This is a genomic window from Candidatus Poriferisodalis sp., from assembly GCF_965208555.1.
In the GTDB taxonomy this organism is placed as follows: domain Bacteria; phylum Actinomycetota; class Acidimicrobiia; order Acidimicrobiales; family Poriferisodalaceae; genus Poriferisodalis.
The window spans coordinates 1,040,527-1,066,304 of sequence record NZ_OZ242342.1 but is presented as its reverse complement, the minus strand read 5'-3'; the positions used below and the strand labels follow the sequence as shown (position 1 = coordinate 1,066,304).

25 protein-coding genes and 1 tRNA gene are annotated in these 25,778 nt (G+C 68.2%); 18 read left to right on the top strand and 8 right to left on the bottom strand.

Annotated features, from left to right (window positions below; translation table 11 throughout):
* Positions 1-3 precede the first annotated feature (3 nt).
* Both ACOGXE_RS04955 and ACOGXE_RS04950 read left to right on the top strand, forming a co-directional pair.
* Entirely contained in the window at positions 4-729 is a 726-nt protein-coding gene (locus ACOGXE_RS04955) for a PHP-associated domain-containing protein (RefSeq protein WP_419932841.1), read from the top strand.
* Positions 730-740: 11 nt separating this feature from the next.
* Positions 741-1,619 carry an undecaprenyl-diphosphate phosphatase gene (locus tag ACOGXE_RS04950; RefSeq protein ID WP_419932840.1) on the top strand — a complete coding sequence of 293 codons (879 nt, stop codon included), beginning with the start codon at positions 741-743 and terminating at the stop codon, positions 1,617-1,619.
* Here the strand turns inward: ACOGXE_RS04950 and ACOGXE_RS04945 are convergent.
* Positions 1,603-2,220, bottom strand: a complete 618-nt coding sequence (locus ACOGXE_RS04945; RefSeq protein ID WP_419932839.1) for a hypothetical protein — start codon at positions 2,218-2,220, stop codon at positions 1,603-1,605. The genes ACOGXE_RS04950 and ACOGXE_RS04945 overlap by 17 nt on opposite strands.
* Before the next feature lie 67 nt (positions 2,221-2,287).
* A complete protein-coding gene (locus tag ACOGXE_RS04940; RefSeq protein ID WP_419932838.1) occupies positions 2,288-2,704 on the bottom strand; it encodes an FmdB family zinc ribbon protein in 417 nt (138 codons plus the stop codon).
* Between the two features lie 122 nt (positions 2,705-2,826).
* Between ACOGXE_RS04940 and ACOGXE_RS04935 the strand changes: the two genes are divergently transcribed.
* The 9 genes from ACOGXE_RS04935 (at position 2,827) to ACOGXE_RS04895 (ending at position 10,486) form a co-directional block, all read left to right on the top strand.
* On the top strand, positions 2,827-3,969 hold the full coding sequence (locus tag ACOGXE_RS04935; protein WP_419932837.1) for a UTP--glucose-1-phosphate uridylyltransferase: 1,143 nt from the start codon (positions 2,827-2,829) through the stop codon (positions 3,967-3,969).
* Positions 3,970-3,993: 24 nt separating this feature from the next.
* Positions 3,994-5,205, top strand: coding sequence for a gephyrin-like molybdotransferase Glp (gene glp, locus ACOGXE_RS04930; protein WP_419932836.1), 1,212 nt, complete (start codon positions 3,994-3,996; stop codon positions 5,203-5,205).
* A gap of 53 nt (positions 5,206-5,258) precedes the next feature.
* Positions 5,259-6,287 carry a GTP 3',8-cyclase MoaA gene (gene moaA, locus ACOGXE_RS04925; protein WP_419932835.1) on the top strand — a complete coding sequence of 343 codons (1,029 nt, stop codon included), beginning with the start codon at positions 5,259-5,261 and terminating at the stop codon, positions 6,285-6,287.
* Positions 6,288-6,388: 101 nt separating this feature from the next.
* Positions 6,389-6,871, top strand: a complete 483-nt coding sequence (gene moaC, locus ACOGXE_RS04920; RefSeq protein WP_419932834.1) for a cyclic pyranopterin monophosphate synthase MoaC — start codon at positions 6,389-6,391, stop codon at positions 6,869-6,871.
* Between the two features lie 92 nt (positions 6,872-6,963).
* Positions 6,964-7,470, top strand: coding sequence for a hypothetical protein (locus ACOGXE_RS04915; RefSeq protein WP_419932833.1), 507 nt, complete (start codon positions 6,964-6,966; stop codon positions 7,468-7,470).
* Between the two features lie 119 nt (positions 7,471-7,589).
* Positions 7,590-7,662 (top strand) — tRNA-Ala (locus ACOGXE_RS04910).
* Between the two features lie 31 nt (positions 7,663-7,693).
* Positions 7,694-8,806, top strand: a complete 1,113-nt coding sequence (locus ACOGXE_RS04905; protein ID WP_419932832.1) for an amino acid ABC transporter substrate-binding protein — start codon at positions 7,694-7,696, stop codon at positions 8,804-8,806.
* A 211-nt stretch (positions 8,807-9,017) separates the two neighbouring features.
* Complete coding sequence (locus tag ACOGXE_RS04900) at positions 9,018-9,629, top strand: SCO family protein (RefSeq protein WP_419932831.1); 612 nt, start codon at positions 9,018-9,020, stop codon at positions 9,627-9,629.
* Positions 9,630-9,631: 2 nt separating this feature from the next.
* Positions 9,632-10,486, top strand: a complete 855-nt coding sequence (locus ACOGXE_RS04895) for a cytochrome c oxidase assembly protein (protein ID WP_419932830.1) — start codon at positions 9,632-9,634, stop codon at positions 10,484-10,486.
* Here ACOGXE_RS04895 and ACOGXE_RS04890 read toward each other — a convergent pair.
* Both ACOGXE_RS04890 and ACOGXE_RS04885 read right to left on the bottom strand, forming a co-directional pair.
* Positions 10,473-10,601 carry a hypothetical protein gene (locus ACOGXE_RS04890; protein ID WP_419932829.1) on the bottom strand — a complete coding sequence of 43 codons (129 nt, stop codon included), beginning with the start codon at positions 10,599-10,601 and terminating at the stop codon, positions 10,473-10,475. The two genes, ACOGXE_RS04895 and ACOGXE_RS04890, sit on opposite strands and share 14 nt — an antisense overlap.
* On the bottom strand, positions 10,601-13,180 hold the full coding sequence (locus ACOGXE_RS04885; protein WP_419932828.1) for a M1 family metallopeptidase: 2,580 nt from the start codon (positions 13,178-13,180) through the stop codon (positions 10,601-10,603). The genes ACOGXE_RS04890 and ACOGXE_RS04885 overlap by 1 nt, the downstream gene beginning before the upstream one ends.
* Positions 13,181-13,248: 68 nt before the next feature.
* Between ACOGXE_RS04885 and ACOGXE_RS04880 the strand changes: the two genes are divergently transcribed.
* Positions 13,249-14,259: an adenosine kinase gene (locus ACOGXE_RS04880; RefSeq protein WP_419932827.1), complete on the top strand. Its 1,011-nt coding sequence runs from the start codon at positions 13,249-13,251 to the stop codon at positions 14,257-14,259.
* Positions 14,260-14,274: 15 nt separating this feature from the next.
* Here ACOGXE_RS04880 and ACOGXE_RS04875 read toward each other — a convergent pair whose 3' ends face one another.
* Positions 14,275-15,993, bottom strand: coding sequence for a phospho-sugar mutase (locus tag ACOGXE_RS04875; protein ID WP_419932826.1), 1,719 nt, complete (start codon positions 15,991-15,993; stop codon positions 14,275-14,277).
* Positions 15,994-16,058: 65 nt separating this feature from the next.
* Between ACOGXE_RS04875 and ACOGXE_RS04870 the strand changes: the two genes are divergently transcribed.
* Together ACOGXE_RS04870 and ACOGXE_RS04865 are read left to right on the top strand one after the other, a co-directional pair.
* Positions 16,059-17,480 carry an MBOAT family O-acyltransferase gene (locus ACOGXE_RS04870; protein ID WP_419932825.1) on the top strand — a complete coding sequence of 474 codons (1,422 nt, stop codon included), beginning with the start codon at positions 16,059-16,061 and terminating at the stop codon, positions 17,478-17,480.
* A gap of 3 nt (positions 17,481-17,483) precedes the next feature.
* Positions 17,484-18,653 carry a DUF459 domain-containing protein gene (locus ACOGXE_RS04865; protein ID WP_419932824.1) on the top strand — a complete coding sequence of 390 codons (1,170 nt, stop codon included), beginning with the start codon at positions 17,484-17,486 and terminating at the stop codon, positions 18,651-18,653.
* Positions 18,654-18,705: 52 nt separating this feature from the next.
* Here ACOGXE_RS04865 and ACOGXE_RS04860 read toward each other — a convergent pair whose 3' ends face one another.
* The 3 genes from ACOGXE_RS04860 to ACOGXE_RS04850 all read right to left on the bottom strand — a co-directional run bounded on the left by ACOGXE_RS04860 (position 18,706) and on the right by ACOGXE_RS04850 (position 21,805).
* A complete protein-coding gene (locus tag ACOGXE_RS04860) occupies positions 18,706-20,430 on the bottom strand; it encodes a polysaccharide deacetylase family protein (protein ID WP_419932823.1) in 1,725 nt (574 codons plus the stop codon).
* 104 nt (positions 20,431-20,534) lie between these two features.
* Positions 20,535-20,621 (bottom strand): 50S ribosomal protein bL37, encoded by an 87-nt coding sequence (locus tag ACOGXE_RS04855; RefSeq protein ID WP_416246623.1) that lies wholly within the window; start codon positions 20,619-20,621, stop codon positions 20,535-20,537.
* A gap of 44 nt (positions 20,622-20,665) precedes the next feature.
* Positions 20,666-21,805 (bottom strand): CaiB/BaiF CoA transferase family protein, encoded by a 1,140-nt coding sequence (locus tag ACOGXE_RS04850; RefSeq protein ID WP_419932822.1) that lies wholly within the window; start codon positions 21,803-21,805, stop codon positions 20,666-20,668.
* Between the two features lie 111 nt (positions 21,806-21,916).
* Here ACOGXE_RS04850 and ychF point away from each other — a divergent pair, with 111 nt between their 5' ends.
* The 4 genes from ychF to ACOGXE_RS04830 all read left to right on the top strand — a co-directional run bounded on the left by ychF (position 21,917) and on the right by ACOGXE_RS04830 (position 25,775).
* Positions 21,917-23,026, top strand: coding sequence for a redox-regulated ATPase YchF (gene ychF, locus ACOGXE_RS04845; protein WP_419932821.1), 1,110 nt, complete (start codon positions 21,917-21,919; stop codon positions 23,024-23,026).
* A 2-nt stretch (positions 23,027-23,028) separates the two neighbouring features.
* A complete protein-coding gene (locus tag ACOGXE_RS04840) occupies positions 23,029-23,364 on the top strand; it encodes a DUF192 domain-containing protein (RefSeq protein WP_419932820.1) in 336 nt (111 codons plus the stop codon).
* On the top strand, positions 23,361-24,206 hold the full coding sequence (gene rsmI, locus ACOGXE_RS04835) for a 16S rRNA (cytidine(1402)-2'-O)-methyltransferase (protein ID WP_419932819.1): 846 nt from the start codon (positions 23,361-23,363) through the stop codon (positions 24,204-24,206). Before ACOGXE_RS04840 ends, rsmI begins: the two co-directional genes overlap by 4 nt.
* Positions 24,207-24,275: 69 nt before the next feature.
* A complete protein-coding gene (locus ACOGXE_RS04830; RefSeq protein WP_419932818.1) occupies positions 24,276-25,775 on the top strand; it encodes a class I tRNA ligase family protein in 1,500 nt (499 codons plus the stop codon).
* Positions 25,776-25,778 lie beyond the last annotated feature (3 nt).

Below are 25,778 nucleotides of genomic sequence, written 5' to 3'. Positions count from 1 at the left end.
GCCGTGCCTCGACCACCCGCTCCCGCCGCCGTCGAGCGGCACCCGCATCTGGCAGATGATTGCCCGTCGGGCTGGGTGCGGGCGGATTTCCACACGCACACCATGTGGTCGGGCGATTCGACGACGACGCCGGAGGAGTTCGCGCAGTGCCTCGCCGAGAGCGGCATCGACGTGGTGTGCATCACCGATCACAATGCCGTTCGAGGTGCTCAGCAGCTGCAGGGCGAGCTGGATGCCCGGGTGGTGGTGGGCGAGGAGATGAAGACCCATGCCGGTGAGATCATCGGCCTATTCCTGACCGAACGGGTGCCGCAGGGGCTGGCACCGGTGGCCGCAGCCGAAGCGGTGAAGGCACAAGGCGGGCTCGTCTACATCCCGCACCCGTTCGATCCGCTGCGCAACAACCTCCGTCACGACGTGCTCGATGAGCTGGTCGCCGAAGGCCTCGTCGACGGCATGGAGGTGTTGAACTCCAAGACCAGCCTCAACAGCCTCAACTCGCGAGCGGCGCGTTATGCGGGCGAGCACGGCTTGGCACCGGGAGCCGGCAGCGACGCCCACGTGGCAGAGGCACTCGGGGGCGCGTATCTCGAGATGCCCGACTTCGACGACAACGATCCGGCCAGTTTCCTGGCGTCGATGCGCCAGGGCTGGGCGGTCGGCCACCACTACGACCCGCCCCGCCGCTGGAGACCGCGCATCGTTCCATCGGTGGGGAGCGACGACTAGAGGCTCTTGCGTTGGGTGATCTCGTCACGGTCGCAGAGGTCGCCAGAGCGATCGTGCTCGGCCTGCTGCAAGGCCTGACCGAGTTCTTCCCCGTCTCGTCGAGCGCTCACCTCGAAGTTGTGCCCTGGCTGGCCGGCTGGGACCTCTTCGATGGGCACACCGAGCTGGAGAACGCCTTCGACGTGGCCCTGCATGTCGGCACGCTGGCCGGAGCCACGTGGTACCTGCGCACGGACATCGCGCGTTACGCCGCAGCGCTCTGGCGCGGCATCACCGGCCGCGCTGAGCGCGACACCCAGGTTGCCGTGAGCTTGGCCGTCTCGGCAGTTCCCGCCGCCGCGGTCGGCCTCGCGCTGGAGGACCGGCTGCTCGATCTCGCCGAGCAGCCGCTGCTGATCGCCGCGCTGCTGGCCGGTTTCGGCTGGCTGCTGTGGCGGTCCGACGTAGCCGCGCACGCGCGCGGCGCGCAGCGATCCCAGGACTCCTACCGGCTGCGCGACGCAGCCGGCATGGGGCTCGCGCAGGCAGCCGCACTGCTTCCAGGTGTCAGCCGCTCGGGTGTGACCATCACGGCGGGCCGCTGGCTGGGCTTCGACAGAGCCGCAGCAGCACGACTGGCCTTTCTCATGAGCCTGCCGCTCATTGCAGGTGCGGGCGTGTACCGCTTCGCAACCCTGGGGGATGCTGCGCCCAGCGACGCACAGATGCAGCTGTTCATCGTCGGTGGCGTCGCCGCCGCGGTGTCGTCGTGGGCTGGGGTGGCTGCCATGGTGTGGCTGCTGGACAGAACCGGCCGTCGTCCGCAGCGATCGCCGTTCGCGCTGTTCGCCGGCTACCGCCTGGCACTCGCAGCCGCCGTGGCCGTGGCGGCCATCAGCGGTCTGCGCTGAGCACGACAGGAACCACAACGCCCGTAGCGCTGGCTCGCGCCACTGGGTCGAGGTGCACAGGCTCGATCTCGACAAGCCATCGGTCCCGGGATGAGGCCAGGACGAAGGCGGGCACGCGGGCGACATCTGCATGGCTCGCGTCGGGATCGAACGGATCGATGTCGGCGAACAGCATCAGTTCGACGGGCGTGCCGGGATTCACATCGGGCGCATGGTGGACGACGCTGATGCCGATGCCCCGGCGTCCCGGGCTGACCCCGGAGGCGGGGCTGAAGTCCAACTCAGTCAGCAACGCGCCCCGCGGCACGGCACGGGTCAGCTCGCTGAGACCGATTGCACTGGTGAGCGCTCCGGCAGGAACGAGATGAGCCGGCACTTCCACCAGATCGACGTGCTCGGCCGGTGAGCTCCCCACCGCCAAGGAGGTCTGCGCGGCCAGCACTCGCACCGACGTGCCCCATGCGGCAGCGGCCGAGCGTGCCCGGCCGGCCATGCCAGCCACGAGCACCAGGGCCACGAGCGCCACGACGCCCACTGCGGCCCAGTGCACCGTATTGGGGCGACGTCGCCAGAGGTCGCCGAGCTGTGAGATGAGCGCCATGAGAGCCTCCGTCGCGAAGCCATCGCAGCGGCCGGGCCGCTGCGGGCTTGTCTCGATGCTGGAGGCGTCAGCCTGACGCCGAGGCGGCCCCGACCGTTGAGCTCGACGTGCCGTTCGAGGAGCTGCTGTCCGAAGAGGCCGATGCTTTGCTTGCTGAGTCGCTTGTTGAATCGCTTGATGACGTTGAGCTCGACGACGAGCCCGAAGAGGACCGGCTGTCGTTGCGGTAGAAGCCGCTGCCCTTGAAGCTGATGCCGACGTTGGAGAAGATCTTGCGGACCTCGCCACCGCACGCCGGTGCTGTTCCGTTGCCGTCCGCCCCGTTCACCTGGGCCCCATTGACCGCTGCGCTGTCGTCAGGCGGCCCGGCGTCGGGCAGCGGGCCGGCAGGCAGGGGGCACACCGTGATGGGATCGTCGGAGAAGCTCTGGTAGCGCTCGAAGGACTGACCGCAGTCCGTGCAGCGGTACTGGTAGGTCGGCATGAGGCCTCCGCGTGCCTGAGCTTGAGCCGCCGAGCAGTGTAGCCACTGACTGCATGCGGGTGCCTCAGAGAATCGACGGCGAGAGGGCTCGCCGGTCCGGTCATCCTCTAGCTTCAGACGCCATGGGCGTCGTTGAGCTCGTCGAGCGCTACGGCATCGACCGGAGCGCCGCCGAGACGCTCGCCGCCTACGGTTTCGACGCCGAACGCTTCGATCTGTTGCGTGGCCGGCTCACCGGAGCGCAGCACGCGGGAGGGGACGCGAATCGGGTCCTCGGCCACATTGAGCCGCCCGCAGACGACGACCTCACCAGGTTGCCGCCGTCGGGAACGGCCGAGCGAGACCGGCTGGCCGAAGTCGGCCGCGAGGCGATCGCCGCCGGGCAGGTGGGCGTTTTGCTGCTGGCCGGAGGCATGGCCACCCGCTTCGGCGGCGGTGTGAAGGCGCTGGCCGAGGCGCTTCCGGGCCTGACATTTGCCGCTGCCAAGCTGGCCGACCTGCGGCGCCTGGCCGATGAGCTGGGCTGCGCCATTCCCCTGTGGCTCATGACCAGCTTCCAATCCGACGACGTGCTGCGCGACTGGGCGGCCGCGTCGGCTTCAGCCGCGGTTCGGGTCGGCATCGCTCCCCAAGGCGTGTCGATACGCCTCACCCCCGGCGGCGAGCTGTTCCGCAACGCCGACGGCGCCGTCTCGCTGTACGCGCCGGGGCACGGCGACGCTCCCTGGGCCATGCAGCAGTGCGGACTGCTGGACGAATTCGCCCGCAGCGGCGGGCGGCACCTGTTCGTCACGAACGTGGACAACGCTGCGGCCACGCTGGACCCCGCAGTGATCGGGGCGCATCTGGCGAGCGCGGCAACGCTCACCTGCGAAGTCGTCGAGGGGCACGCACCGGGCGGTTCCCCCTGGCGCGTGGACGGGCAGCTGCAGATCGTCGAGACGTTCCGCCTGCCGCCCGGAATCGATCCGCTGGCGACGGGTGCTGCGAACACCAACTCCCTGATCGGCGACATCGAGGTGTTCGAGGCAAGTTGGCCGCTGACGTGGTTCGAGGTGCGCAAGCAGGTCGACGGTGTTGAGATCGTGCAGTTCGAGCGCCTGATCGGAGAGCTGTCGGCCTTCACGGACACCTCCATGCTGCTCGTGCCCGCCAACGGTCCCGACGGGCGCTTCCAGCCGGTGAAAGATCCGGCGGAACTCGAGGCACGCCGTCCTGAGATCGCTCGGATCCTGTCCGGCCGGGGCATCTTGCGAGATCGGTAGCCACACGCAGGTACATTGCGCCCTGTGCTGCCGCTCGAGACCGCTCGCGAGTTCGTCCTGGACCGATGCGAGGCGCGCAAGCCGACCCATGTGCCCATCGCTGACGCATTGGGCTTGGTGACGGCCAGCGAGATCGTTTCCGCAGAGGCCATTCCGCAGTTCGCCAACACCGCCATGGACGGATTCGCCGTCCGGTCCGTCGACGTCGCCGACGCCCCGTGCGAGCTGCGGGTCGTCGAAACGATCCCAGCGGGTCATGCCCCGCAGGTCACCGTGGGTCCCGGCGAAGCCAGTCGCATCATGACCGGTGCGACGATCCCGCCGGGCGCTGATGCCGTAGTCATGGTGGAGCGCACGGCCGTCGTCGACAGCCCGAGCGCGGATGGCGAGGTCGTTCGCATCGAGGTGAGCGTTCCGCCGGGCAACCATGTGCGGCCGATTGGCGATGACCTGCACGCTGGCGCCCACGTGTTTGGTACCGGAACGGAGCTCACTGCGGGCCATCTCGGCGTGCTGTGCAGCCTCGGGCTGACTGAGGTGGAGGTGTTCCCGCGGCTGCGAGTCGGCGTGCTGTCCACGGGCGATGAGCTCGTCGATGACGGCAGCCCGCTCCAGCCTGGTCAGATCCGCGATTCGAACCGCCGGACCCTGCTGGCGTTGGCGCAGCGGGCTGACGTCACCTGCGTCGACTTGGGACTTGCCCGGGACGATCCCGACGAGATCGAAACTGCGATCACGACAGGTGTTCAGACATGCGACGCCATCGTCACCTCGGGTGGCGTCAGCATGGGGGACTTCGACTACGTGAAGGCCGTGCTCGACCGCATCGGCGACATGCGCTGGATGCAAGTGGCGATCAAGCCGGCGAAGCCGCTGGCGTTCGGAACGGTGGGCGATGTTCCGGTCTTCGGCTTGCCGGGCAATCCGGTTTCGTCGATGGTGTCGTTCGAACTCTTCGCGCGTCCGGGTCTGCGCTCGATGATGGGCCATCCCGATCCCATCCGGCCGGCCGTTGCGGCCACGGCCACCGAGGACTTGCCGCGGCGTGCCGACGGCAAGACGCACTTCATGCGGGTGCTGGCGACGCCGAACGGCGGCGGCATCGAGGTCCGCTCCGCCGGGGGGCAGGGCTCGCACATGCTGTGGGCCATGGCGAAGGCCAACGCGCTGGCGGTCGTGCCCGACGGCGGCGGGGTCCGTGCAGGCGAACCAGTCGACGTGCTGCTGTTGGACTGAACAACTTCCCGTCGCCTCGAAGAGCTCTTGCTCCGCTGGGTACGCTCAGGCCAGTGAAGAGTGCAGCAGGTGTCGTTGCTCCGGCGCGGGCGGAGGATCTCATCGATCCGTTCGGCCGGACCGTAGGCGACTTGCGCATTTCGGTCACCGATCGCTGCAACTTCCGCTGCCAGTACTGCATGCCCGCCGAAGGCATGACGTGGCTGCCCCGATCGGAGATCCTGAGCTTCGAGGAGATCGAGCGATTCGCCAAGGTGTGCGTCGAACGGTTCGGCTTCGAGAGCATCCGTCTGACCGGCGGCGAGCCCTTGGTGCGCGCACATCTGCCGCGCCTGGTTGAGCGCCTTGCCGCGCTCGGCGTCGACGTCGCCCTGACCACCAACGGGGCCACGCTGCGCCTGCACGCCAAGCCGCTGGCTTCCGCCGGTCTGTCGCGCATCAACATCAGCCTCGATTCGCTGCAGCGCGACCGGTTCTTTGAGCTGACCCGCCGCGACGAGCTGGACCGGGTGCTCGACGGCATCGACGCCGCCATCGACGCCGGTCTCGCTCCGGTGAAGATCAACACGGTGATGATGCGAGGGATCAACGACGACGAGGTGGTGGAATTCGCCCGGTACGGCCGTGAGCGCGGTGTCGAGGTCCGCTTCATCGAGTTCATGCCGCTCGAGGCGGGGGACGTGTGGAACGCGGACGTCGTCGTGCCCGCCGATGAGATCCTGGCGGCAATATCGGCCGAGTTCCCGACCGAGCCCGTGGTGCGCGCCCATGAGCCCGCCGAGCGCTACCGCTACCTGGACGGAGGCGGCCACGTCGGTGTCATCGCGAGCGTCACCAAGCCGTTCTGCGGCAACTGCGACCGGGTGCGACTTACTGCCGAAGGTCAGTTCCGCACCTGCCTGTTCGCGCTGGACGAGTTCGACATGCGGTCGATCCTGCGCGGTGGTGCAACTGGCAACGAACTGGATGGTCTGCTGGCAGCAGCAGTCCGCGATGCAGTGGGCACAAAATGGGCCGGCCACTCCATCGGTCAGGTCAATTTCATCAAACCCAAGCGAACGATGAGTCAGATCGGCGGCTGAGGCCGCCGATCCGTCAATACAGTGGCGGCTGAGGCCGCCGATCCGTCAATACAGTGGCGGCTGAGGCCGCCGATCCATCAAACACAGAGGCGGTTGACGTCGTGGCCGAGTCACCCTTCACCCATTTGGATCCGATGGGCCGGGCACGCATGGTGGATGTGACGCCCAAGGAGACATCCCACCGGCGCGCCATCGCTCGCTGCCGTGTGCACATGGCAGCCGAGACAGCATCGCTGGTCGCCCGCGGGGCCATCGCCAAGGGCGACGTCATCGCGGTTGCCCGGGTGGCCGGCATCCAGGCCGCCAAGCGCACCCCGGATCTCATCCCGCTCTGCCACCCGCTGCTGGTCGGTGCCGTCTATGTGAACTTCGAGATCGCTGATACGTGGATCGAGATCGAGGCCCAAGTCGAGACGGTGGACCGAACCGGCGTCGAGATGGAGGCCATGACGGCCTGTTCGATCGCTGCGCTCACCATCTACGACATGTGCAAGTCGGCCGATCGGTCCATGGTCATCGGCGACCTCACGCTGTGGGAGAAGACCGGCGGCAAGTCAGGCACGTACCGGCGGGAAGAGCACTAGTCTTCGGCAAATTCCCTCATCAGCGATGCGCTGCGTGCGCATCGCGAGATGGCACCCTGTGTGGGCAGGCCCGCCGGCGAGGCAGGTGATGCGTGACACAACTGGTCCTGGTGCTGCTGGCCATCCTCTGGATCGTTGTCTTGGCGCCTGACGTTGCGCGCCTGTTCCGGCCCCGCCGACGGGCGACGTCGTCGGTCGACCAGTTCCGCCAGCAACTCGATTCACTCGGCCGCTCAGCACCGGCCGCCGCGCAGATCTCCCAGGAATATGCGCTGAGACACTCCGGCGGACCGCAACGACGATGGACGAGCCCATCCACGTCGATGCCGACCACGCCGAAGCAGGCGGCAGTGCGCCGGCGAGACATCGGCACGCTGCTGATGCTGTGCACGCTGGTGACGCTCGCAGGCACGCTGGCCACCGGATCGATCTGGGCGCTCGCCGCCTTCGGCACGCTGCTCGCGGTGTCGGCTGCATTCGTCATGCTCGTCGTGCGCCGGCGCCGCGCGGCGCCGACGGCCGAGGTGCACTACCTGCCGTTGCGAGACCACGCCACCGCGTCGACCGTCAGGATGATTCGCCGTCAGGCGAACGAATAGGCACGGTGCCGTCAGGCGAACGAATAGGCACGGTGCCGTCAGGCGAACGAATAGGCACGGCGCCGTCAGGCGAACGAGTAGTCACCGCTGCGCAGGTATATTCGACGGCCGCCCGCCTCGGGGGTGTAGCTCAGTTGGTAGAGCGCTTCGGTCGCATCGAAGAGGCCAGGGGTTCGATTCCCCTCACCTCCACAGCTCCAACGCGGCGGGAGCGAGGCACGGCATGGAACTGATCGGCGCTGGACTGCGACGCCTCGGTGCAGGCGCCGCCGCGGTGCTGCTGGTGGCGGGCTGCAGCTCTGGCGGTCCCACCGGCGCAGATGCGCCGACGACGCGCGCGCAGCCCGTGCCGGTCGAAGCGACTCAGGACGTGGATCTGCTTGAGACGGTGCGATCCCGAGGGGTCCTCAATTGCGGTGTGTACGGCGCTGCGGTGGCGTTCTCTGAGACGCAGCCCGATGGCAGCACCACCGGCTTCGATGCCGACTACTGCCGCGCGCTGGCCATCGTGATGCTCGGCGACGCGGACGCGGTCGATTTCGTGCCGTTGACATCGGCGGAACGGTTCACGGCGCTGCAGACCGGCGTCATCGACGTGCTGGTGCGCACCACGACGTGGACGCAGAGCCGCGACGGCGACCTGGGCTTCGACTTCGCGCCGGTCACCTTCTATGACGGTCAGCAGCTCATGGGGCGAGCCAGCGACGGGTTCGACGCCGGGTCCACCGTGGCAGACATCGCGGGGGCGACGGTCTGCGCCACCGCGGGCACCACCACCGAGAAGAACATCGCCGACGCCGTCGACGCGGCGGGCGTCGAGATCAAGCTGGCCACCTTCGAGGATCTCGACATCATCACCGACAGCTTCATCAACGGCTCGTGCGACCTGATGACCACCGACGGATCGGGACTCGTCGGCCGCAAGGCGAGGCAGGAGGGCGACCAGGAGTGGGTGATCTTCCCCGCAGCGCCGTTCTCCAAGGAGCCGCTGGCACCGCTGTACCTGCCGAACCAGTCGACGTTCGGCGACATCGTCAACTGGACCGTGTTCGCCACGATCATCTTCGACGAGAAGGGCGTCACCTCTGCCAATGTCGACGACCTGCTGGGAAGCGGTCAGCTCGATGCTGAAGCGGTCCGGCTGCTCGGCGGTGAGGGCGAGCTGCAATCCAAGATGGGCCTGGAGCCCGATGCCTTCTACCAGGTGGTCCGCCAGATCGGGAACTACGACGAGATCTACACCCGCAACCTTGAGCCGGTCGGCTTGCGACGGGCCGGCACGCCGAACGCTCGCTGGACCGAGGGCGGGCTGATCTATGCACCGCCGGCGCGCTGAGTTCGTGGCTCATCGCGTGCACCGCCGCTCGGGGGCGAACCGATCGACCGCTGCCGGTTGTCCACAGACCCCGTACCACCCTGTGGAAAAGTGCCGACAGGCGACGGCATCGTTCCTTCGTCGGCATGTCGCGGCAGCAGCGGTTGTTGTGCTGGCAGCGGCCGCGTGCGGCAGCGGCGCGGAGGGCGAGTCGCGATACGAAGGACTGGCGGTGCCCGCATCCGAACTGCGGCAGGTGCCTGAGATGGTGTTCTCCGACACTGACGGCAACGACTTTCACCTGGCAGCCGATACCCAGGGACAAGTGCGGCTCGTCTACCAGATGTTCACGAACTGTCCCGATATCTGCGGCGTGCAGCTCGCACAGCTCGCCAGCGTGCTCAACCGTCCGGGTGCCCCGCCGAACGTGGCCGTGCTGGCCGTGACGGTGGATCCCTCCCGGGACACGCCGGAGGTGCTGCGCGCCTATCTCGACCAGTTCAGCGATGACTTCGTCGGGCTCATTCCCGACAGCGAGCAGCAGTTGACCGAGCTGCAGAATGCGCTGGGAGCGCTGGCGTCGATCAAGATCTTCGATACCACTACGACCAGCGCGCATCAGATGGCGTCAGAGGCCGACGATCATGATCACATGGAAATGGGCGACATGGAACACGGCGACGTCGACTACGACATCGCTCACGATGCCCGGGTGTTCGCCTACGCCCCGAACGGCTACGGCTACGCGCAGTACCCGCATCCGACGCGGCAGACCCAGTTCGACCACGACCTGCCGATCCTCGCCGGCATAGAACCCGACGAACCGGCTGAGGCAGGCTTGTAGCGATGCGATTCTGGTGCTCTGCGCTCGAGGTGCCGTGGAGCTGGTCCTGGCGTGCCTATCCGGGCGTCTGGGCGGCGTCGGGGGCCATCGCTGTCCCGTACCTGGTGGCTCGTCGCCGCGCTCGTGCGGCGCGCCCGCATCGGCTCGAGCCCGCAGATGCTGCGACCGAACGCCGCCAGACGTGGCTGTTCCTGGCCGGCGTGCTGGCGTTCTGGGTGGCGTCGGATTGGCCGCTCGGCGTTCTGGGCGCGGGATACCTGGCTTCGGCCCACATGGTGCAATTCATGCTCTACACGCTCGTGGCAGCACCGCTGTTGGTGCTGGGCACCCCCGAGCCGATGGCCCGCAGGATCCTGGCGAAGCTGCGCCTCTACCGTGTGATGACTCGCCTCACTCAGCCGGTGTTCGCCGGGCTGGTGTTCAACGGATGTCTCGTCGCGACGCACTCGCCATGGGCCGTGGACACGTTGCGGGCAAACCAGTTCGGCTCGTTCGTCATGGACGCGGTGTGGCTGGTCTCAGGCGTGCTCGTGTGGCTGCCGATCTGCTCGCCGCTGGTCGAGCACCGGCTGCGCGCCTACCCCGGCAAGATGGTGTACCTGTTCCTGGCGCTCGGTGTCGTTCCGGCAGTGCCGGCAGGATTCCTGACCTTCGCCGGCTTTCCCCTCTATGCCACCTACGAGCTGGCGCCCCGGTTCTACGGTCTCGACGCGGCGACGGATCAGCAGACGGCCGGGCTGATCATGAAGCTCGGGGGCATCCCCATCGTGTGGGGAACCATCATCGCGATGATGCTGCGGTGGGCCGACGAGTCGAAGATGCCCAGCCCATCAGCGCTCCCGCCTAGTCCACGATGACCAGCGCCCAGTAGATCACCACGGCGGTCAGCGCTGCGGCCGCGGCCAGTGCGCGCAGTGACAGCCACAGCTCGTCGTCCGGCCGCATCGGCCGTCGAGGCGGGCGCCCGAACATCAGCCGATGCCGGCGCCCTCGCGCTCGCGCAGTCGCACGTTGACCCACATCTTCTCGATGTGCTGGGCCACCGTGAGCGCCCCCTGCGGCACCTCGTGCTCTGAGAAGAAGGCCTCCACCTCCCGCGCCAGCTCACGGGTGTGCAGTGCGCGTATCCCGCCGACCATCCGGGAGATGGAGTTCTGGGGGAACCGATCGGTCAGCTCGCTCCACCGGTTGCGAATGAACGCCCACGCCACCGGACCGTGGTCGAGATGCGTCATCGCAGCGCCGAGCAGGTACGGAGCGTTCTGCGTGCGGACTTCGGCGGCGAACAGTTCGAGCGTCCGCTTGAAGAGCTCAAGGTCTTCGAACAGCAGCAGCGACTGCAGGTAGCGCAGCTCGCTCTGCGGTGTGTCAGCCGACCGGTACAGCTCGGTCATCTGCTCGTAGTCGGTTTCGTCGCCTGCGGCTGCTGCGACCTGCACTGCTGCAGCGGCCAGGTTCGGCTCGACAGCGGCACTGTTGGAGATCGCGGCCTCGAAGATCTCCCGCGAGCGGGCTCGCACCAGCTCGTCGCGTCCACGGCCGCCTGCCGCCTCGAACAGCACGCCCCTCAGCTCGCGCTCGAGATCGGGTTCGCCGGGCTGGGGCTCGAATCCCAGCACGCCCAGGGCCGTGGTGGCCAGGTCCCGGATGAGCACGGCCAGTGTCTCGCGCCCGCCCGGCTCGGCGATTGCGTGCAGGCCCTTGAGTCCCCAGATCATCCGCTGCCATACATGCAGGTCGGTCTCGGAACCCAAGTCGGTCACGAGCCCGATGAACTCCGCGGCGGTGGCATCGCCCGCGACGACGGCCGCGTAGGTGTCGTCCACGAGGCCGTAGCGCTCGATGGGCTCGAGCACTTCGAGGGCCTGCCGCGACACGGCGGCGAGCAGGTCAGCGCTGTAGCGCACGCGGTAGTAGCCGTGCCCACCCGAGTTGACTACGGCCCACTCCACCGGTCCGCCCAGATCCACGACCGCCGAGTCGTCCGTCAGCAAGAGCCGCCGCTCGACGGTGCTTCCGCCAGCGAGGCGGGCGCGCACCATCACCGGCACGCTCCAGATCTCTGCCTCGGACCCATCGGCATCGGCTGAGGGGCCGCCTCCGTAGAGGAAGCGGTGCTGCGTGACTCTCAGCCCGTCGCGATGCGGTTCGACCGACACGATCGGGTAACCGCCGGTGAAGATCCAGCCGTCCATGACCGACCGCACCGGCTCGCCGCTGGAGGTCTCCAAGGCGTCCCACAGGTCGGTCGTGGTGGTGTTCGCGTAGCTGTGCTGCTCCAGGTAGTGCTGCACGCCCGCCGCGAACCGGTCGGGGCCCAGGTATTGCTCGAGCATCCGCACGACGGCAGCGCCCTTCTCATAGGTCAGCACGTCGTACATGCCCTCGGCATCGGCAGGGGACACCACCTCGTACTCGACGGGTCGGGTGGTGCTCAGGGCGTCCACATCGAACGCCGCCCCCCGCTCGATGGAGAATTCGTCCCAGCGCTTCCACTCTGGCCGGAAGGCGTCGGTGGTGGCCACCTGCATGAAGGTGGCGAAGGCCTCCTTCAGCCAGATGCCGTTCCACCAGTCCATGGTCACGAGATTGCCGAACCACATGTGCGCCAGCTCGTGCGCGATCACATCGACGATGCGCAGCAGCTCGGCGGTGGTGGCCTTCTGCGGGTCCGCCAGCAGCAGCGTCTCGCGGAAGGTGATGGCACCCATGTTCTCCATGGCGCCGAACGCGAAGTCCGGCACGGCGATGAGGTCCACCTTGGTGCCCGGGTAGGGAATGCCGTAGTAGTCGACCAGCCAGGCGAGAGCGAACGCGCCGGCCTCCAGACCGAACCCGGTCAGCGCCGACCGGCCCCGCACATGCACGATCCGCAGCGGTACGCCGCCGACGTCGGTTGGCTCAGTCGCCTCGAGGTCGCCGACGATGAACGCCATCAGGTAGGTCGACATCTGCATGGTGTCGGCGAACGTGTCGCGGCGGCGGCCATCGGCGAGGATCTCTGATGACACCAGCTCACCGCAGCTCACCGCCATGAGATCGGCAGGCACGATCATGGTGACGCCGAAGACGGCCTTGAAATCGGGCTCGTCGAAGCACGGGAACGCTCGCCGGGCGTTGGTGGACTCGAACTGGGTGGTGGCGATGGTGCGTGCATCGCCGGCGTCGTCGACGAACGTGGACCGGTAGAAGCCGCGGAGCTGGTCGTTCAGCTCGCCGGCAAACTCGCAGCGAATCTGGAGGTCGCCGACCTCCACAACGCTGCCGTCGACGGGGCGCAGCGTCACCCGTTCGGTCTCCGGATGGAACGTCACTTCGGCGTCGACGGCGGACCCGTTCTGCCGCAGCGTTGCCTCGCTGCACTCCAAGTCGGCAGCGTTCAGCATCACGCTGTCGACGGCTGCCTGCACCGTTGCCGAGATCACGACTTCGCCGACGAAGCGGGCCTCGTCGATGTCAGGCTCGATGACGATGTCGTAGCGAATCGGCAGCACGTCTCGGGGCAGCCGGTACGGGTTGGCGTCGGGCGAGCTGTCAGTCAGAAGCGTCACGGCGCGCACACTACCGACGCCCTGCGAAACGCGGCAGATGGGTGCGCCGAGGTGCTAAGCCCGCGGGCGTGAGCTTGGGGGAGCCGCTTGATGTGGTCGGCATCGGGAATGCGATGGTGGACGTGCTGCTGCGCGCCGATGATGCCGTCGTAGACGGCTTGGGCATCGTCAAGGGGGCGATGACGCTGGTGGACACCCAGCGTGCGACGGAGCTCGCCGCAATGGTGGAACTGCTCGGCGGCGCCGACGAGATGACTCCCGGGGGCTCGGTCGCCAACACCATGCTCGGCATTGCTGCGCTCGGCGGCCGGGCCGGCTACATGGGGCGTGTCTGCGCAGACGGGCTCGGCGATCTGTTCATCGCCGATATGGCTGCACACGGGGTCACGCAAGCCACTGCGAGGGCACCGCGTGATGACCCGACCGGGCGCTGCACGGTAGTGATCACGCCCGACGGCGAACGGACGATGAGCACCTACCTGGGAGCATCGGCGGGTTTCGCTCCTGCGGATGTGGACTGGGACATGGTGGACCGTGCCCGCACGGTGCTGCTGGAGGGGTACCTGTGGGACCCCACGGCGGCCCGGGCCGCGCTGCGAGAAGTGGCCGAGCACTGTGCTGCGCCCGGCAACGACTGCCGGGTCGCACTCAGCCTGTCGGATTCATTCTGCGTGGAACGTCACCGGCGCGAGTTCATCGACATGGTCGACCGATGCACCAACGTGCTGTTCGCCAATTCAGCCGAGCTCAAGGCTCTGTACCAGACCGACGACCTCGACGAAGCGCTGGCCGCGGTGCAGGGCCAGGTGGACATTGCATCGGTCACGCTGTCGGCCTCGGGCGCTGTGTTGGTGACACCCGACGAGATCGTGGAGATCCCTGTCGAACCGGTCGACGAGGTGGTCGACCGCACCGGTGCAGGCGACCTGTATGCGGCGGGTGTGCTGTACGGCCTCGCCAATGGTTACGACCTGGAGCACTGCGGGCGCCTGGGCTCGGTGGCCGCCGCCGAAGTCATCTCTCACGTGGGCACCCGGCCGGCCGTGCCGCTCGACGAGTTGGCCGCCGGCCTTCTCTAGAAGCCAGCCGCCGTCTCACTCGGGGCTGAAGAACAAAGCCACGGTCTGCTCGGCGGTGGCGTCGAGCAAGGCCTGCAGGCGACGGCGCTCGGTGCTGACGTCACCTGGGTGCGGCATCGTCGCTTCGAGGTAGATCTTCGCCTTGGGCTCGGTGCCGCTCGGCCGGATGCAGATGCGCAGGCGGGCCTCAGGTTCATCGCCGGGACCGTCCGTCGTGGTCGGAGCCAACTCCAACTCGATGAGGTCTGCCCGTTGCGCGGCATCACCGTCGAGCCAATCCGTGAACTTCACGATGGAACGACCGGCGATCGTGCGGGGCGGATGTGCCCGCGCGCGGGCCATGGCCGCGGCGATCTCCTCGTTGCCGGCACGCACCGACATTGCGGCGGTGACATGAAGCCCGACCTCGGCGGCCAGCTCGTCCAGCCGCTCGAGCGGGCCGATGCCACGAGCAGCCAAAGTGCTGGCCAGCCGCGCGAATTCCACCGCGGCCGAGATGCCGTCCTTGTCGAGCACGGCGTCGGTGACCGAGTAGCCCAGGGCCTCCTCGTAGCCGAACACCCAGCGTGCATCAGGCTGGCTGAGCCGGGGCTCCATGATCCACTTGAATCCGGTGAGTGTGCGGTGGTGAGCCACGCCGCGAGCCGCGCACAGCGCCTCGACCATCCGTCCCGATACCACCGACGACGCCGAGATGAGCGGTTTCGCGGGCAGCCGGTCACGCTGCAGCTCGATCAGCCAGTCGCACAGCAGCACACCCAGTTCGTCGCCGCTCAGGCGATGCCACGAGCCGGCCTGATCCCGAACCGCCACCGCCAGCCGATCAGCATCGGGATCGTTGGCGAGAACGAGATCGACATCCCGATGCTCAGCGAGGGCTATCGCGTCGTCGAGCGTGCCCGGTTCCTCCGGGTTCGGGAACGGCAGTCCCGGGAACGACCCGTCGGGATGCCGTTGGTGCTCCACATAGATCGGGGGCGGCAGGCCCGCCGTCGCAAACGCATGGTTCAGGGTCTGGGAGCCCACGCCGCACAGTGCCGTGTAGACGATCGGCGGCACGTTCCCAGCGTCGGGTGGCCGACCGTCCGGGTCAACCGCAGGACGGCGCACAGCAGCGCCGACGTACTCGGCGATCGCCGCCCGCACGTCGAGCATTTCGACCTCATGACGGGCCACCAGGTCTCTGTCGTCGGGAAGCGACGACAGATCCATGCGATCTTCGATGCGCCGGTCGAGCGGCGGCCGGATCTGCGTGCCGTCGGACCAGTACACCTTCAGGCCGTTGTCGTCGCGAGGGTTGTGACTGGCGGTGACCATGAGTCCCGCCCCTGCGGAACGGGCGAGCAGCTGCCGTGCCAGCAGGGGCGTCGGCGCCGCTCCGTCGATGATGGCTGCCGGGATGCCCATGCCAGCGAGCAGCCGAGCGGCATCGAATGCCATCTCCGCGGAGCCAGGGCGCGCATCGAATCCCACCACCGCGCCGCGGTCGCCCAGCCCGCTGGCCACAAGCTCTGCACCGACAGCGCGCGCGGCCACCCGAGCCATGACACGGTTCATGCGAGCCGGCCCCGGACCCCACGTCGCCCTCATCCCGGCCGTGCCGAACCGGATGACGCTGCCGAAGTGGGCCTGCACCCATTCGGGACGGTGGCGCTCGGCTTCGATCGAGCGGCGCATCGCAGCGTCGGGTTCGACCGTCAGCCAGTCATCTGCGAGCGCTTCAGGGGTTGTCATACGCGAACGCCTCAGGTCACCGCTGTCGGTGCTCACAACGGGCTCGCAAGTATGTTCGGCTGCGCATGCTGTTCCCGACGTTCGTCTTCGGAGCATTCTTCGTCGTCGTTTTCGTCGTCAACTGGCTGACACGGCCGCATCCGGCCCTGTGGAAGCCGCTCATGCTCGCGGCCAGCATCGTGTTCTACGGCTGGTGGAGCTGGCGCTTCGTCTTCCTGCTGCTCACCACCATCGTCATCAACTGGGTTGCGGGGCATTTCGCTTCCATGAGCGCCACGGAGGGGAGACGCTGGTGGGTCGGGCTCGGCGTCGCCGCCAACCTCGTGATCCTCGGCGTGTTCAAGTACTGGGACTTCTTTGCCGTCGAGATGTCCAACCTGCTCGAGGGCTTCGGCATCACGGGCAGCTTGCCGGTGCTCGAGTACACGCTGCCGGTCGGCATCTCCTTCTACACGTTCCAAGCGATGAGCTACATCATCGACATCGGCCGGGGACGCATCCGGGAGATGGCGCCGCTGGACTTCGCGGTGTACCTGTCGTTCTTCCCGCAGCTGGTGGCCGGTCCGATCGTGCGGGCGTCGGAGATGGCGCCGCAGCTCGCGGCCCGGCCCGACCCCCGGTACGTGCCCGCGGCGGAGGCATTCGGGCTGATCCTGAACGGTCTGTTCAAGAAGGTGGTGATCTCCAGCTTCCTGGCCAGCGAGATCGTGGACGGCGTGTTCGCCGATCCGAGCGCCCACAGCGGCCCCGAAGTGGTGCTGGCGGTGTATGCCTACGCGGTCCAGATCTATGCGGACTTCTCCGGCTACACCGACATCGCCATCGGCGTGGCGCTGCTGCTCGGCTTCCGCTTCCCGCAGAACTTCGACAATCCTTACCGGGCGCTGACCCTGCAGGACTTCTGGCGGCGCTGGCATATGACCCTGTCCCGCTGGCTGCGCGACTACCTGTATGTGCCGCTGGGCGGCAACAGGAAGGGCCGCGCCAACACCTACCGCAACCTCATGATCGTCATGCTGCTTGGCGGTCTGTGGCATGGCAGCACCTGGAACTTCGTCATCTGGGGCGGCATCCACGGCGTCGTTCTGGCCGTGGAGCGGCTGGTGCGCGAGCAGCGGGAGCGCAGCGGTGCGCCGCCCGTCTTGCCGGGGGGCCTCGGTGAGATGGCGCGCTGGCTGGTCACGTTCCACGTGGTGTGCCTGGCGTGGGTGTTCTTCCGTTCCGAGTCGCTGACGGCGGCGATGGAGATGCTCGGTGCGATGGCCAGCTTCGACAACTACGCCGGCACTGCCACGCCGCTGGTGATCGCGGTCACGTTCGGTGCTCTCGCGTTCCAGTTCATGCCCACCGACTGGTTCGACCAGCTGCGGGACGGCTTCGCCAGCCTCGGCTGGGCGGCCCAGGGCGCCGTGGTGGGCATCTCGCTGGTGGCGATCGACGTTCTCGGTCCGACGGGTGTCGCCCCGTTCATCTACTTCCAGTTCTGAGCCATGCAGGTATCGCACGCTCCGCCCGATTCCCCGGCCTCCACCGTCGGAACCCTTGCGCGCCTGGGTGCCACCGACCGTCGCAGCGGCATGCCGGCCGGCAAGGTCTTGCTGGCGGGCGCGCTGGCGCTGGCGCTGGCGATCGTGCTCAACTCGCAGCAACTGCTGCGCGAGGCTCAGCAGAAGCCATTCGGCGCCGAGCGCGACGTGTCGGTAGCAGTGTGGGAACCGGTCGAGGGTGCGTCCAGCGCCGTCGGGCTGCACCTGCCGCGCTTGTGGGTCGATGAGGCCTTCGGTCGATCGGTCACCGATCCCGGTGCGACGGCTGATTCGTTCAGTGCTGACGCCGGAGGCGGGACGGTCGAGGAGACCCGCGGAGATGCCGCGGCGGCCGATCCGGACAGTGCCGGCGTCGTCGTTGCCTCCGCGGCGGTGAGCTCGCAAGGCGCGGACCAAGCAGTGTCCGCCGACGGCCCGGCGACCATCGCGCCGGTCACGACCGTGGCGTGGTTCCCGACGCCTGCCGAACCGCTGAGGCTGCACATCATGGGCGACTCCATGGTGCAGTTCTTCGGCCACGTCATGGTGGGGCTGGCCAACGACACCGGCGTGATCGAGGCCTCCACAGAGCACCAGCTCTCCAGCGGTCTGAGCCGTCCCGACTTCTATGACTGGCCGACCCGCATCGTCGAGGTCATGGCGGCTGAAGACCCCGATGCGGTCGTGCTGATGTTCGGCGGCAATGACGCGCAGGCAATCGTGGTGGACGGCCAGATCGCACGCCGCTTCTCCGATGCCTGGGTGGCGGAGTATTCGGCACGAGTCGGGCATGTCATGGACCTGGTGACAACCGACCCCGACCGCGTCCTGATCTGGGTCGGCCAGCCGATCATGGAGGACCCGACGTACGACTCGCGGATGCAGCAGGTAAACGAGATTTTCCGTGCCGAAGCCGCCAAGCGGGATCGTGTGCACTACGTGGACACGCGCAACCTGTTCCGAGGGCCGAATGGCGGCTTCAGCCGCTATGTGGCCGATGCTGACGGTCAGCTTGCCGATGTGCGGCTCACTGACGGCGTCCACCTCAGCACCCTCGGCGGGCGCTGGCTGTCGCAGGTGCTGCTGGACGAGCTTGGCCTCTTCGTCGACTTGTCGTCGGGCGCGCCTTCCTGACGCGCCGCCGGCCGGGGCGACATGACAGCACCCCCAGCCGTGGCGGAGTGCGCTAGCGGCACAGCGGCTTGAACTCGAGTCCGCTGTCCGAGAGCCGTTCGAGGGCCATGTCGAGTCCGCGAACCGTTGCCGAGCGGGGACCGCCGCCGTCGTGCAGCAGGATGACTGCGCCGGGAGACGTTCTGGCGACAACGCGGTTGGCAATCGTCTTGGCCGGCGGCCGTTCCCAGTCGCTCGGGGAGTAGGTCCAGCCGACCAGCTTCAGACCCAAGTCGTTCGACCATTCCTCGGTGAAGCGGCCCACATCCCAATAGGGAGGCCGGAGGCACGGGGTGGCGAGCGGTCCCAAGACCTCTTGAGTGCGCTCGACGGAGCGGTCGAATGCAGCCCTCGAGACTCGGGCAAGGGAGTGGTGGTCCCAGGAGTGGTTGGCGAGGGTGTGGCCTTCGTGCGCGATCCGCTGCACGATCAGCGGGTAGCGCTCCGCCAGGTAGCCCACGACGAAGAATGTCGCCTTGGCCCCGTGGCGCGCCAGCACGTCGAGGATTTGCGGCGTGTAGACGGGATGAGGACCGTCGTCGAACGTGAGATAGACGACAGGGCCCTCGTCCGGCAGCGCTGGCGGCGACATGTGGGAGCTGGACCAGAAATCGTCGGGGCCGCGGATGTCGACGTGGTCGGCGAGCCCCGGCGGGAACACCTCGACCGAGAGCCGGTAGTCCGCCGGCTCGGGGAGAGCAGATGCGACGGTGACGCTCCACGCGCCGCTGTCCGGCACGCGGACGGCGAATCTCTGGGTGCGCTCGGCCATGGGCACCAATGCGGCGGAGGCGCCGAGGCGCGCCTCCAGCCAGACGCCCGCCGGCGCCACGAGCGTCGCCACCATCACCTCGTCCTGGGCGGCATGAATGACATACCGGTGCCGTTCGCGCAGTCCGATCCGGTCGGTCAAGACGGCGCCGATGCCATCGAGGTCGAACGCCACCGCGATGGCCGGCCGGGCGATGTGGAGCGTCGGCGCACGGTCGATCGGCTCGACACGGGTGACGGTGACGTCCCAACCTGCTGAGCCAGCGCTGCCGTGGCTGATCGACAGGGTGGTTCGTCTCGTGATCAGCGTCAGCGGCTCGCCCGGCGAGCGCTCGAAAAACGACACCTCGATCTCGCCGTCGTGGATGCCGAGGGTGTCGACGATGATGCGACGGCCCAATGCCACCGACGGCCCCACGTCGAAGGTCCCGCCGGTGTCGATCACCGGCACCAGCAGGTGCGGCTGCGGCGAGTCGGCGGATCGAGGCTCGAGGTGCACAGCGAGGTCCTCGCTGCTGTCGGCGTTCAGATCGCCCCGTGCCGCCTCGGTGTGCAACGCGGGTGCGGAATCCGGAAACGACTCACGCAGCACTGCCTCGAGACCTGGCGGCAGCCGGTCCGGATCGGCCGCATCGACCTGGTTGACATCCGGTTCGGGCTCCTGCTCGACTGCGGGCTGATCGTCGATGCCTTCCTCGGACGTCTCAGGATCGTCCGTCAGCCCGGTATCGCCGGACGGCTCGCTCGATGTCGGTCCGTCCTCGGGATCAGCTGCGCGCGCCGGCAAGGTCGGCGAGGGAAATCCGGACGTCGCCGTTGCGCGGTCCGAGGTCTCGGGCGGCTCGACGACGGCTGGCTCGGCTTCGACCGGAGTCGTGTCGGCGTCTGGTTGGACTTGGCACGCGCCGCCCATCATGGCGGTCAGGACCAGCGCATTCACCAACGCTCGTGTGCCGAACTTACGCACCGTGCAAATGATGGCCGGTCCACCGGGGTTCGCAGTGGCAGCCGAGCCGATGCGCCAAGAGGTGAGCCCTCACGCCGACCGCTGCAGCGGTCGGCGACAGCGCGTCAGCCGCGGCCGCAGTTGGGCCGCTTGCCGTGGTTGGCCTTGCTGCGGCGCGCCCGGAGCTTTCGCTTGTTGGTGCGCTTCGACATAGGCGTCTCAGGCTATCGACACGATCCGGCTCAGCCCCTGCGGCTCAGCCGACTGCGCCTACCTCGTGGAGTTTTTCGATGTCGTCTGCGTCGAAGCCCCAGTCGGCCAGCACCTCGTCGGTGTTCTCGCCCGGCGAGGCCGGCGGCCGGGCGACGGCACCCGGTGTGCGGCTGAACCGCGGTGCCGGTGCCGGCTGCATCACGCCTTCGACCTCCACAAAGCTGCCGCGAGCCACGTTGTGCGGGTGGTGGGGGGCCTCCGACAGGTCCAGCACTGGCGCATAGCAGACATCGGAACCGCTCATGATCTCGTCCCACTCGTCGCGGGTCTTGGTCTTGATGACCTCGGCCAGGCGAGCCCGCTTGTCGGCCCATGCGTCCCGGTCGTTGCGGTCCACCGTCGGTGCATCGGCCAGCCCGGTCAGCTCGAGCAGCTCGTCGTGGAACTTGCCTTCGATCGAACCGACCGAGACGAACTTGCCGTCGGAGGTCTCGTACACGCCGTAGTAGTAGGCGCCGCCGTCGAGGAAATTGGACTCCCGCTCGTCAGCCCAGCCGCCCGAGCCGTAGATGCCGTAGATGGCAGCCATCAGCGATGCAGCGCCCTCGGTCATGGCGGCGTCCACGACCTGGCCCTGCCCCGAGTCGCGAGCCTCGAGCAGCGCAGCACACACGCCGAAGGCCAAGTACATGCCGCCGCCGCCGAAGTCGCCTACCAGGTTGAGCGGCGGGCTCGGTGCTTCGGCCGGTCCGATGGCATGCAGCGCGCCGGTCAGCGCGATGTAGTTGATGTCGTGGCCGGCGGCGTGCGACATCGGCCCTTCCTGGCCCCAGCCGGTCATGCGGCCGTAGACCAGCTTGGGATTGCGAGCGAAGCACTCGTCCGGTCCGAGTCCCAGTCGCTCGGTCACGCCGGGGCGGAACCCTTCGATCAGTGCGTCAGCCTGTTCGACCAGCTTGAGGACGGTCTCGACGCCGTCGGGCGATTTGAGGTCGACCGCGACCGAACGCCGGCCCCGGTTGAGCACGTTGAACCTGCGGCCCCGGTCGATGCCGAGGTCTTCGGGTGTCATGCGATCGATGCGGATCACATCCGCGCCCAGATCTGCGAGCAGCATGGCGCAGAACGGCCCTGGGCCGATGCCGGCCAGCTCGATCACCTTGAGTCCCTGCAGCGGTCCCATGGGTTCCTCCCCGTCAGTGGATGTCTCGGGTGCGCACCCGACCCGGCGAAGTCTTGCACGCTGCGATTCGCATCGCCCGACCGCTCGGCCTCTCACTAGCCTCGCCCGGCGATGGAGCGCTTTGGGTTCGTGGGCCTGCCCAATGCGGGGAAGTCGTCGCTGTTCAATTCCCTGGCCGGCGGCGGGGCGCTCGCCGCTCCCTACGCGTTCGCAACCACTGATCCGAATATCGGCGTGGCTCGGGTGCCTGACGCCCGGCTGGACGCGCTCGCCGACATGAGCGCCAGCCGCCGCGTGGTGCCCACGACCACCGAGTTCATCGACATCGGGGGACTCGTGGAGGGCGCCAGCAAGGGCGAGGGACTGGGCAACCGGTTCCTGGCGGGGATCCGCGAGGTGGATGCGATCGCCTTCGTCCTGCGGGCCTTCTCCGACGCCGATGTGCCCGGTCCCGCCGACCCGCTTGAGCACCTGGGCATCGTGGAGACGGAGCTGACGCTGGCCGACCTTGAGACGGTCGAGTCTCGGATCGACCGCCGGCGCAAGGCGGCGCGCAGCCGGCCGTCGGACACCGCGCTCGGCGCCGAGGCAGCCGCGCTCGAAGCGGCGCTGGCTCATCTCGAAGCGGGCACGCCGCTGTTCCGCGCTTGGCCGCTGACCGCGACATGCGATGGGACCGGTGAGCACCCCCACCGCGCCGCACTGCGGAGCCATTTCTTGCTGACTGACAAACCGGTCATGGCGGTGCTGAACCTCGGCGAGGATCAGCTCGACGCCGCGGCGGAGCTCGCAGCCCCCATCGAAGCCGAGCTGCCGGGCGCCACGGTGCTGCCGCTGTGCGTGCAGCTCGAGGCCGAGGCCGCGCAACTCGACTCGGCGGGGCGCGCCGAGCTGCTGGAGGGACTCGGATTGGGCGTGGGGGCGCTGGAGCGGTTTGTCACGGCCGCCCACGGACTGCTGGGCCTGCGCACGTTCCTGACCACCGGCGAGAAGGAGTCCCGCGCGTGGACCTTCCGGGCCGGCTGGCGTGCACCGCAGTGCGCTGGGCGGATCCACACCGACTTCGAACGCGGCTTCATCCGGGCCGAGGTGATCGACTGGGCTGAACTGCTCGATTTAGGCTCGTGGTCTGCCGCACGGGATGCCGGCCGCCTGCGGATCGAGGGGAAGGACTATCCGATGCGCGATGGCGACGTCGTGGAGTTCCGCTTCAACGTGTAGCCATGCCGTGGTTGGCATGTGGCGACAGGGTGGTGGCGAGCCTCGAGGTTGCTCGTGCCCGTTCGGAGCGCCGGCGGGGCCTGCTGGGGCGTGACGAGCTGACCGGGGCGTTGCTGATCGAACGATGCCGCGCCGTGCACACCATCGGGATGAGCTTCGACATCGACGTGGCCTTCCTGGATGCGCGCGGATGCGTGATCGATGTGGTGACGATGCCGCCGGGACGGATCGGCCGCCCCCGGCTCGCGGCCCGGTCGGTGATCGAAGCCCAAGCGGGCGCCTTCGAGCGGTGGGGCATTGCTGCCGGCGACACGCTTGACGTGCGGCTCGACACATGAGCGCGCCCGAACCTCGGCTGTGGCTTGTGGCGACGCCCATCGGCAACCTGGCCGACATCGCTCCCCGGGCAGTCGAGGTGCTGCGCGATGTCTCGTTCGTGGCGTGTGAGGACACCCGCCGCACCGGCCTGCTGCTCCAGCGGCTGGGCATCGGGGGGCGTCGGTTGGTCGCCCTGCACGAGCACAACGAGGCCGCCGCGACGCCGGACATCGTCGAGCGGCTCGCGGCGGGGGAGACCGCCGCGTACGTCACCGATGCAGGCATGCCCACTGTGTCCGATCCGGGGCAGCGCTTGGTGGCTGCCGCCGCAGCAGCGGGTTTCGGCGTCAGCGTGGTGCCGGGCCCGTCGGCGCCGGTTGCGGCATTGGCGGTGTCGGGCCTGCCCGCGCAGCGCTGGGTGATGGAGGGCTTCCTGCCTCGCAGCGGGAGTGCCCGCATGACGCGCCTTGCGGAAATTGCCGCTGAGCAGCGAACGACGGTGCTGTTCGAATCACCGAAGCGTCTCGGCGCAACGCTGGCCGATCTGGCTGCATCGTGCGGGGCCGACCGGCCCGCAGCGGTTGTACGCGAGCTCACCAAGCTGCACGAGGAAGTGGTGCGCGGCACCCTCGCCGATCTGGCGGCCAGATATGCCGAGCCGCCCAAGGGCGAGATCGTGGTCGTGGTCGGACCGCCGCCACCGCCGGCCGTCAGCGACGCCCGGATCTGCGCCGAATTGAACGCCGAGCTTGACACCGGCGCCAGCGCGCGCGATGCAGCTGTCGCAGTGGCGCAGCGTCTCGGCGTGAGCCGCAACCGCGTGTACCCGCTGGCCACCGAGCTCGCCCGCGAACGCAGCTAAGCAGCTCTGCCGGCAGACACAGATGCCTCCGCAGCGGGCGCAGTTGTTGCCCGTCACTACCCTGCAGGCGTGGCCTCCTACTACGTCACGACGCCGATCTACTACGTGAACGACGCCCCCCACATCGGGCACGCGTACACGACCATCACCGCCGACGCGATCGCCCGCTGGAAGCGGCTGTGCGGAGACGACGTGATGTTCCTGACCGGCACTGACGAGCACGGTCTCAAGGTGCAGCGGGCGGCAGAGCAGAACGGCTGCACGCCCATCGAGTGGGCGGATCGCACCGTGGTGCGCTTCCAGGAGGCGTGGCAGCAGCTCGACATCGCCAACGACGACTTCATTCGCACCAGCGAGCCCCGCCATCACCACTCGGTGCAGCAGCTGCTGCAAGCCTGCTACGACAACGGCGACATCACGCTGCAGACCTACGAGGGTCTCTACTGCGTGAGCTGCGAGGCCTACTTCACCGAGGACGATCTCGACGACGGCAACTGCCGCATCCACGGACGCCCCGTCGAGCACGTCACCGAGGAGAACTACTTCTTCTCGCTCAGCCGCTATACCCAACCGCTGCTGGACTGGTACGAAGCCCATCCGGACTTCGTTGTTCCGGCGACCAAGCGCAACGAGGCACTGGGATTCATCCGCGGCGGCCTGCAGGATTTCTCGATCAGCCGAACATCGCTGGACTGGGGCATCCCCATCCCTTGGGATCCCGACCATGTCACCTACGTCTGGTTCGACGCTCTCACCAACTACATCACTGCGGCGGGCTACGCCAGCGAAGAGGCTCAGTTCGCCCATCGCTGGCCCGGTGTGCACCTCATCGGCAAGGACATCCTGCGCTTTCATTGCGTGTATTGGCCGGCGATGCTGATGAGCGGCGGGCTGCTGCCGCCACGCCGGGTACACGTGCACGGCTTCCTGCTGGTGGGCGGCGAGAAGATGTCCAAGACGGCGCTCAACCAGATTGCGCCGGGCGATTTGGTGGACGACTTTGGCAGCGACGGCGTGCGGCACCACTTCCTGCACGATCAGGCCTTCGGCCCCGACGGGGATTTCTCCTATGAAGGCATGGTGGCCCGCTACAACGCCGACCTGGCCAACAACCTGGGCAACCTGATGAGCCGGGTGGCCACCGTGATCGGCCGCAAGTGCGGCGGCATCGGGCCGGCGCCGCGTCCCGACAGCCCGCTGGCTGAGGCGGTGGCAAGCTGCGTCGCGGAGACCGCCGGTGCCTGGGAGCGCCTGGCGCCCTCGGAAGCACTCGACGCCACCTGGCGGATCATCCGCGAGACGAATGCCCTGCTCGAGTCGACCGAGCCGTGGAAGGCAGAGCCGGGTCCCGACGTGGACGCCGTGCTGGGCGACGCGCTCGAAGCGCTGCGCATCGTGGCGATCTTGGCGTCGGTGGCGACGCCGCGGGGCTGCGAGGAGGTGTGGCGGCGCATCGGCATGGAAGGCTCAGTCGCCGGCCAGCGTCTGCCTGAGGCCGCCGCGTGGGGCGGCTACCCAGGCGGCCTGCCGGTGTCGACCGGCGAGCCGCTGTACCCGCGCGTCAAGTGACCC

Bases quoted from the DNA above. Each gene is read 5' to 3' on its own strand.
- ACOGXE_RS04945 (WP_419932839.1), bottom strand. From the start codon at position 2,220: ATGGCGCTCATCTCACAGCTCGGCGACCTCTGGCGACGTCGCCCCAAT.
- ACOGXE_RS04940 (WP_419932838.1), bottom strand. From the start codon at position 2,704: ATGCCGACCTACCAGTACCGCTGCACGGACTGCGGTCAGTCCTTCGAG.
- ACOGXE_RS04935 (WP_419932837.1), top strand. From the start codon at position 2,827: ATGGGCGTCGTTGAGCTCGTCGAGCGCTACGGCATCGACCGGAGCGCC.
- ACOGXE_RS04905 (WP_419932832.1), top strand. From the start codon at position 7,694: ATGGAACTGATCGGCGCTGGACTGCGACGCCTCGGTGCAGGCGCCGCC.
- ACOGXE_RS04895 (WP_419932830.1), top strand. From the start codon at position 9,632: ATGCGATTCTGGTGCTCTGCGCTCGAGGTGCCGTGGAGCTGGTCCTGG.
- ACOGXE_RS04890 (WP_419932829.1), bottom strand. From the start codon at position 10,601: ATGTTCGGGCGCCCGCCTCGACGGCCGATGCGGCCGGACGACGAGCTG.
- ACOGXE_RS04875 (WP_419932826.1), bottom strand. From the start codon at position 15,993: ATGACAACCCCTGAAGCGCTCGCAGATGACTGGCTGACGGTCGAACCC.
- ACOGXE_RS04870 (WP_419932825.1), top strand. From the start codon at position 16,059: ATGCTGTTCCCGACGTTCGTCTTCGGAGCATTCTTCGTCGTCGTTTTC.
- ACOGXE_RS04865 (WP_419932824.1), top strand. From the start codon at position 17,484: ATGCAGGTATCGCACGCTCCGCCCGATTCCCCGGCCTCCACCGTCGGA.
- ACOGXE_RS04855 (WP_416246623.1), bottom strand. From the start codon at position 20,621: ATGTCGAAGCGCACCAACAAGCGAAAGCTCCGGGCGCGCCGCAGCAAG.
- ACOGXE_RS04850 (WP_419932822.1), bottom strand. From the start codon at position 21,805: ATGGGACCGCTGCAGGGACTCAAGGTGATCGAGCTGGCCGGCATCGGC.
- ychF (WP_419932821.1), top strand. From the start codon at position 21,917: ATGGAGCGCTTTGGGTTCGTGGGCCTGCCCAATGCGGGGAAGTCGTCG.
- ACOGXE_RS04840 (WP_419932820.1), top strand. From the start codon at position 23,029: ATGCCGTGGTTGGCATGTGGCGACAGGGTGGTGGCGAGCCTCGAGGTT.
- rsmI (WP_419932819.1), top strand. From the start codon at position 23,361: ATGAGCGCGCCCGAACCTCGGCTGTGGCTTGTGGCGACGCCCATCGGC.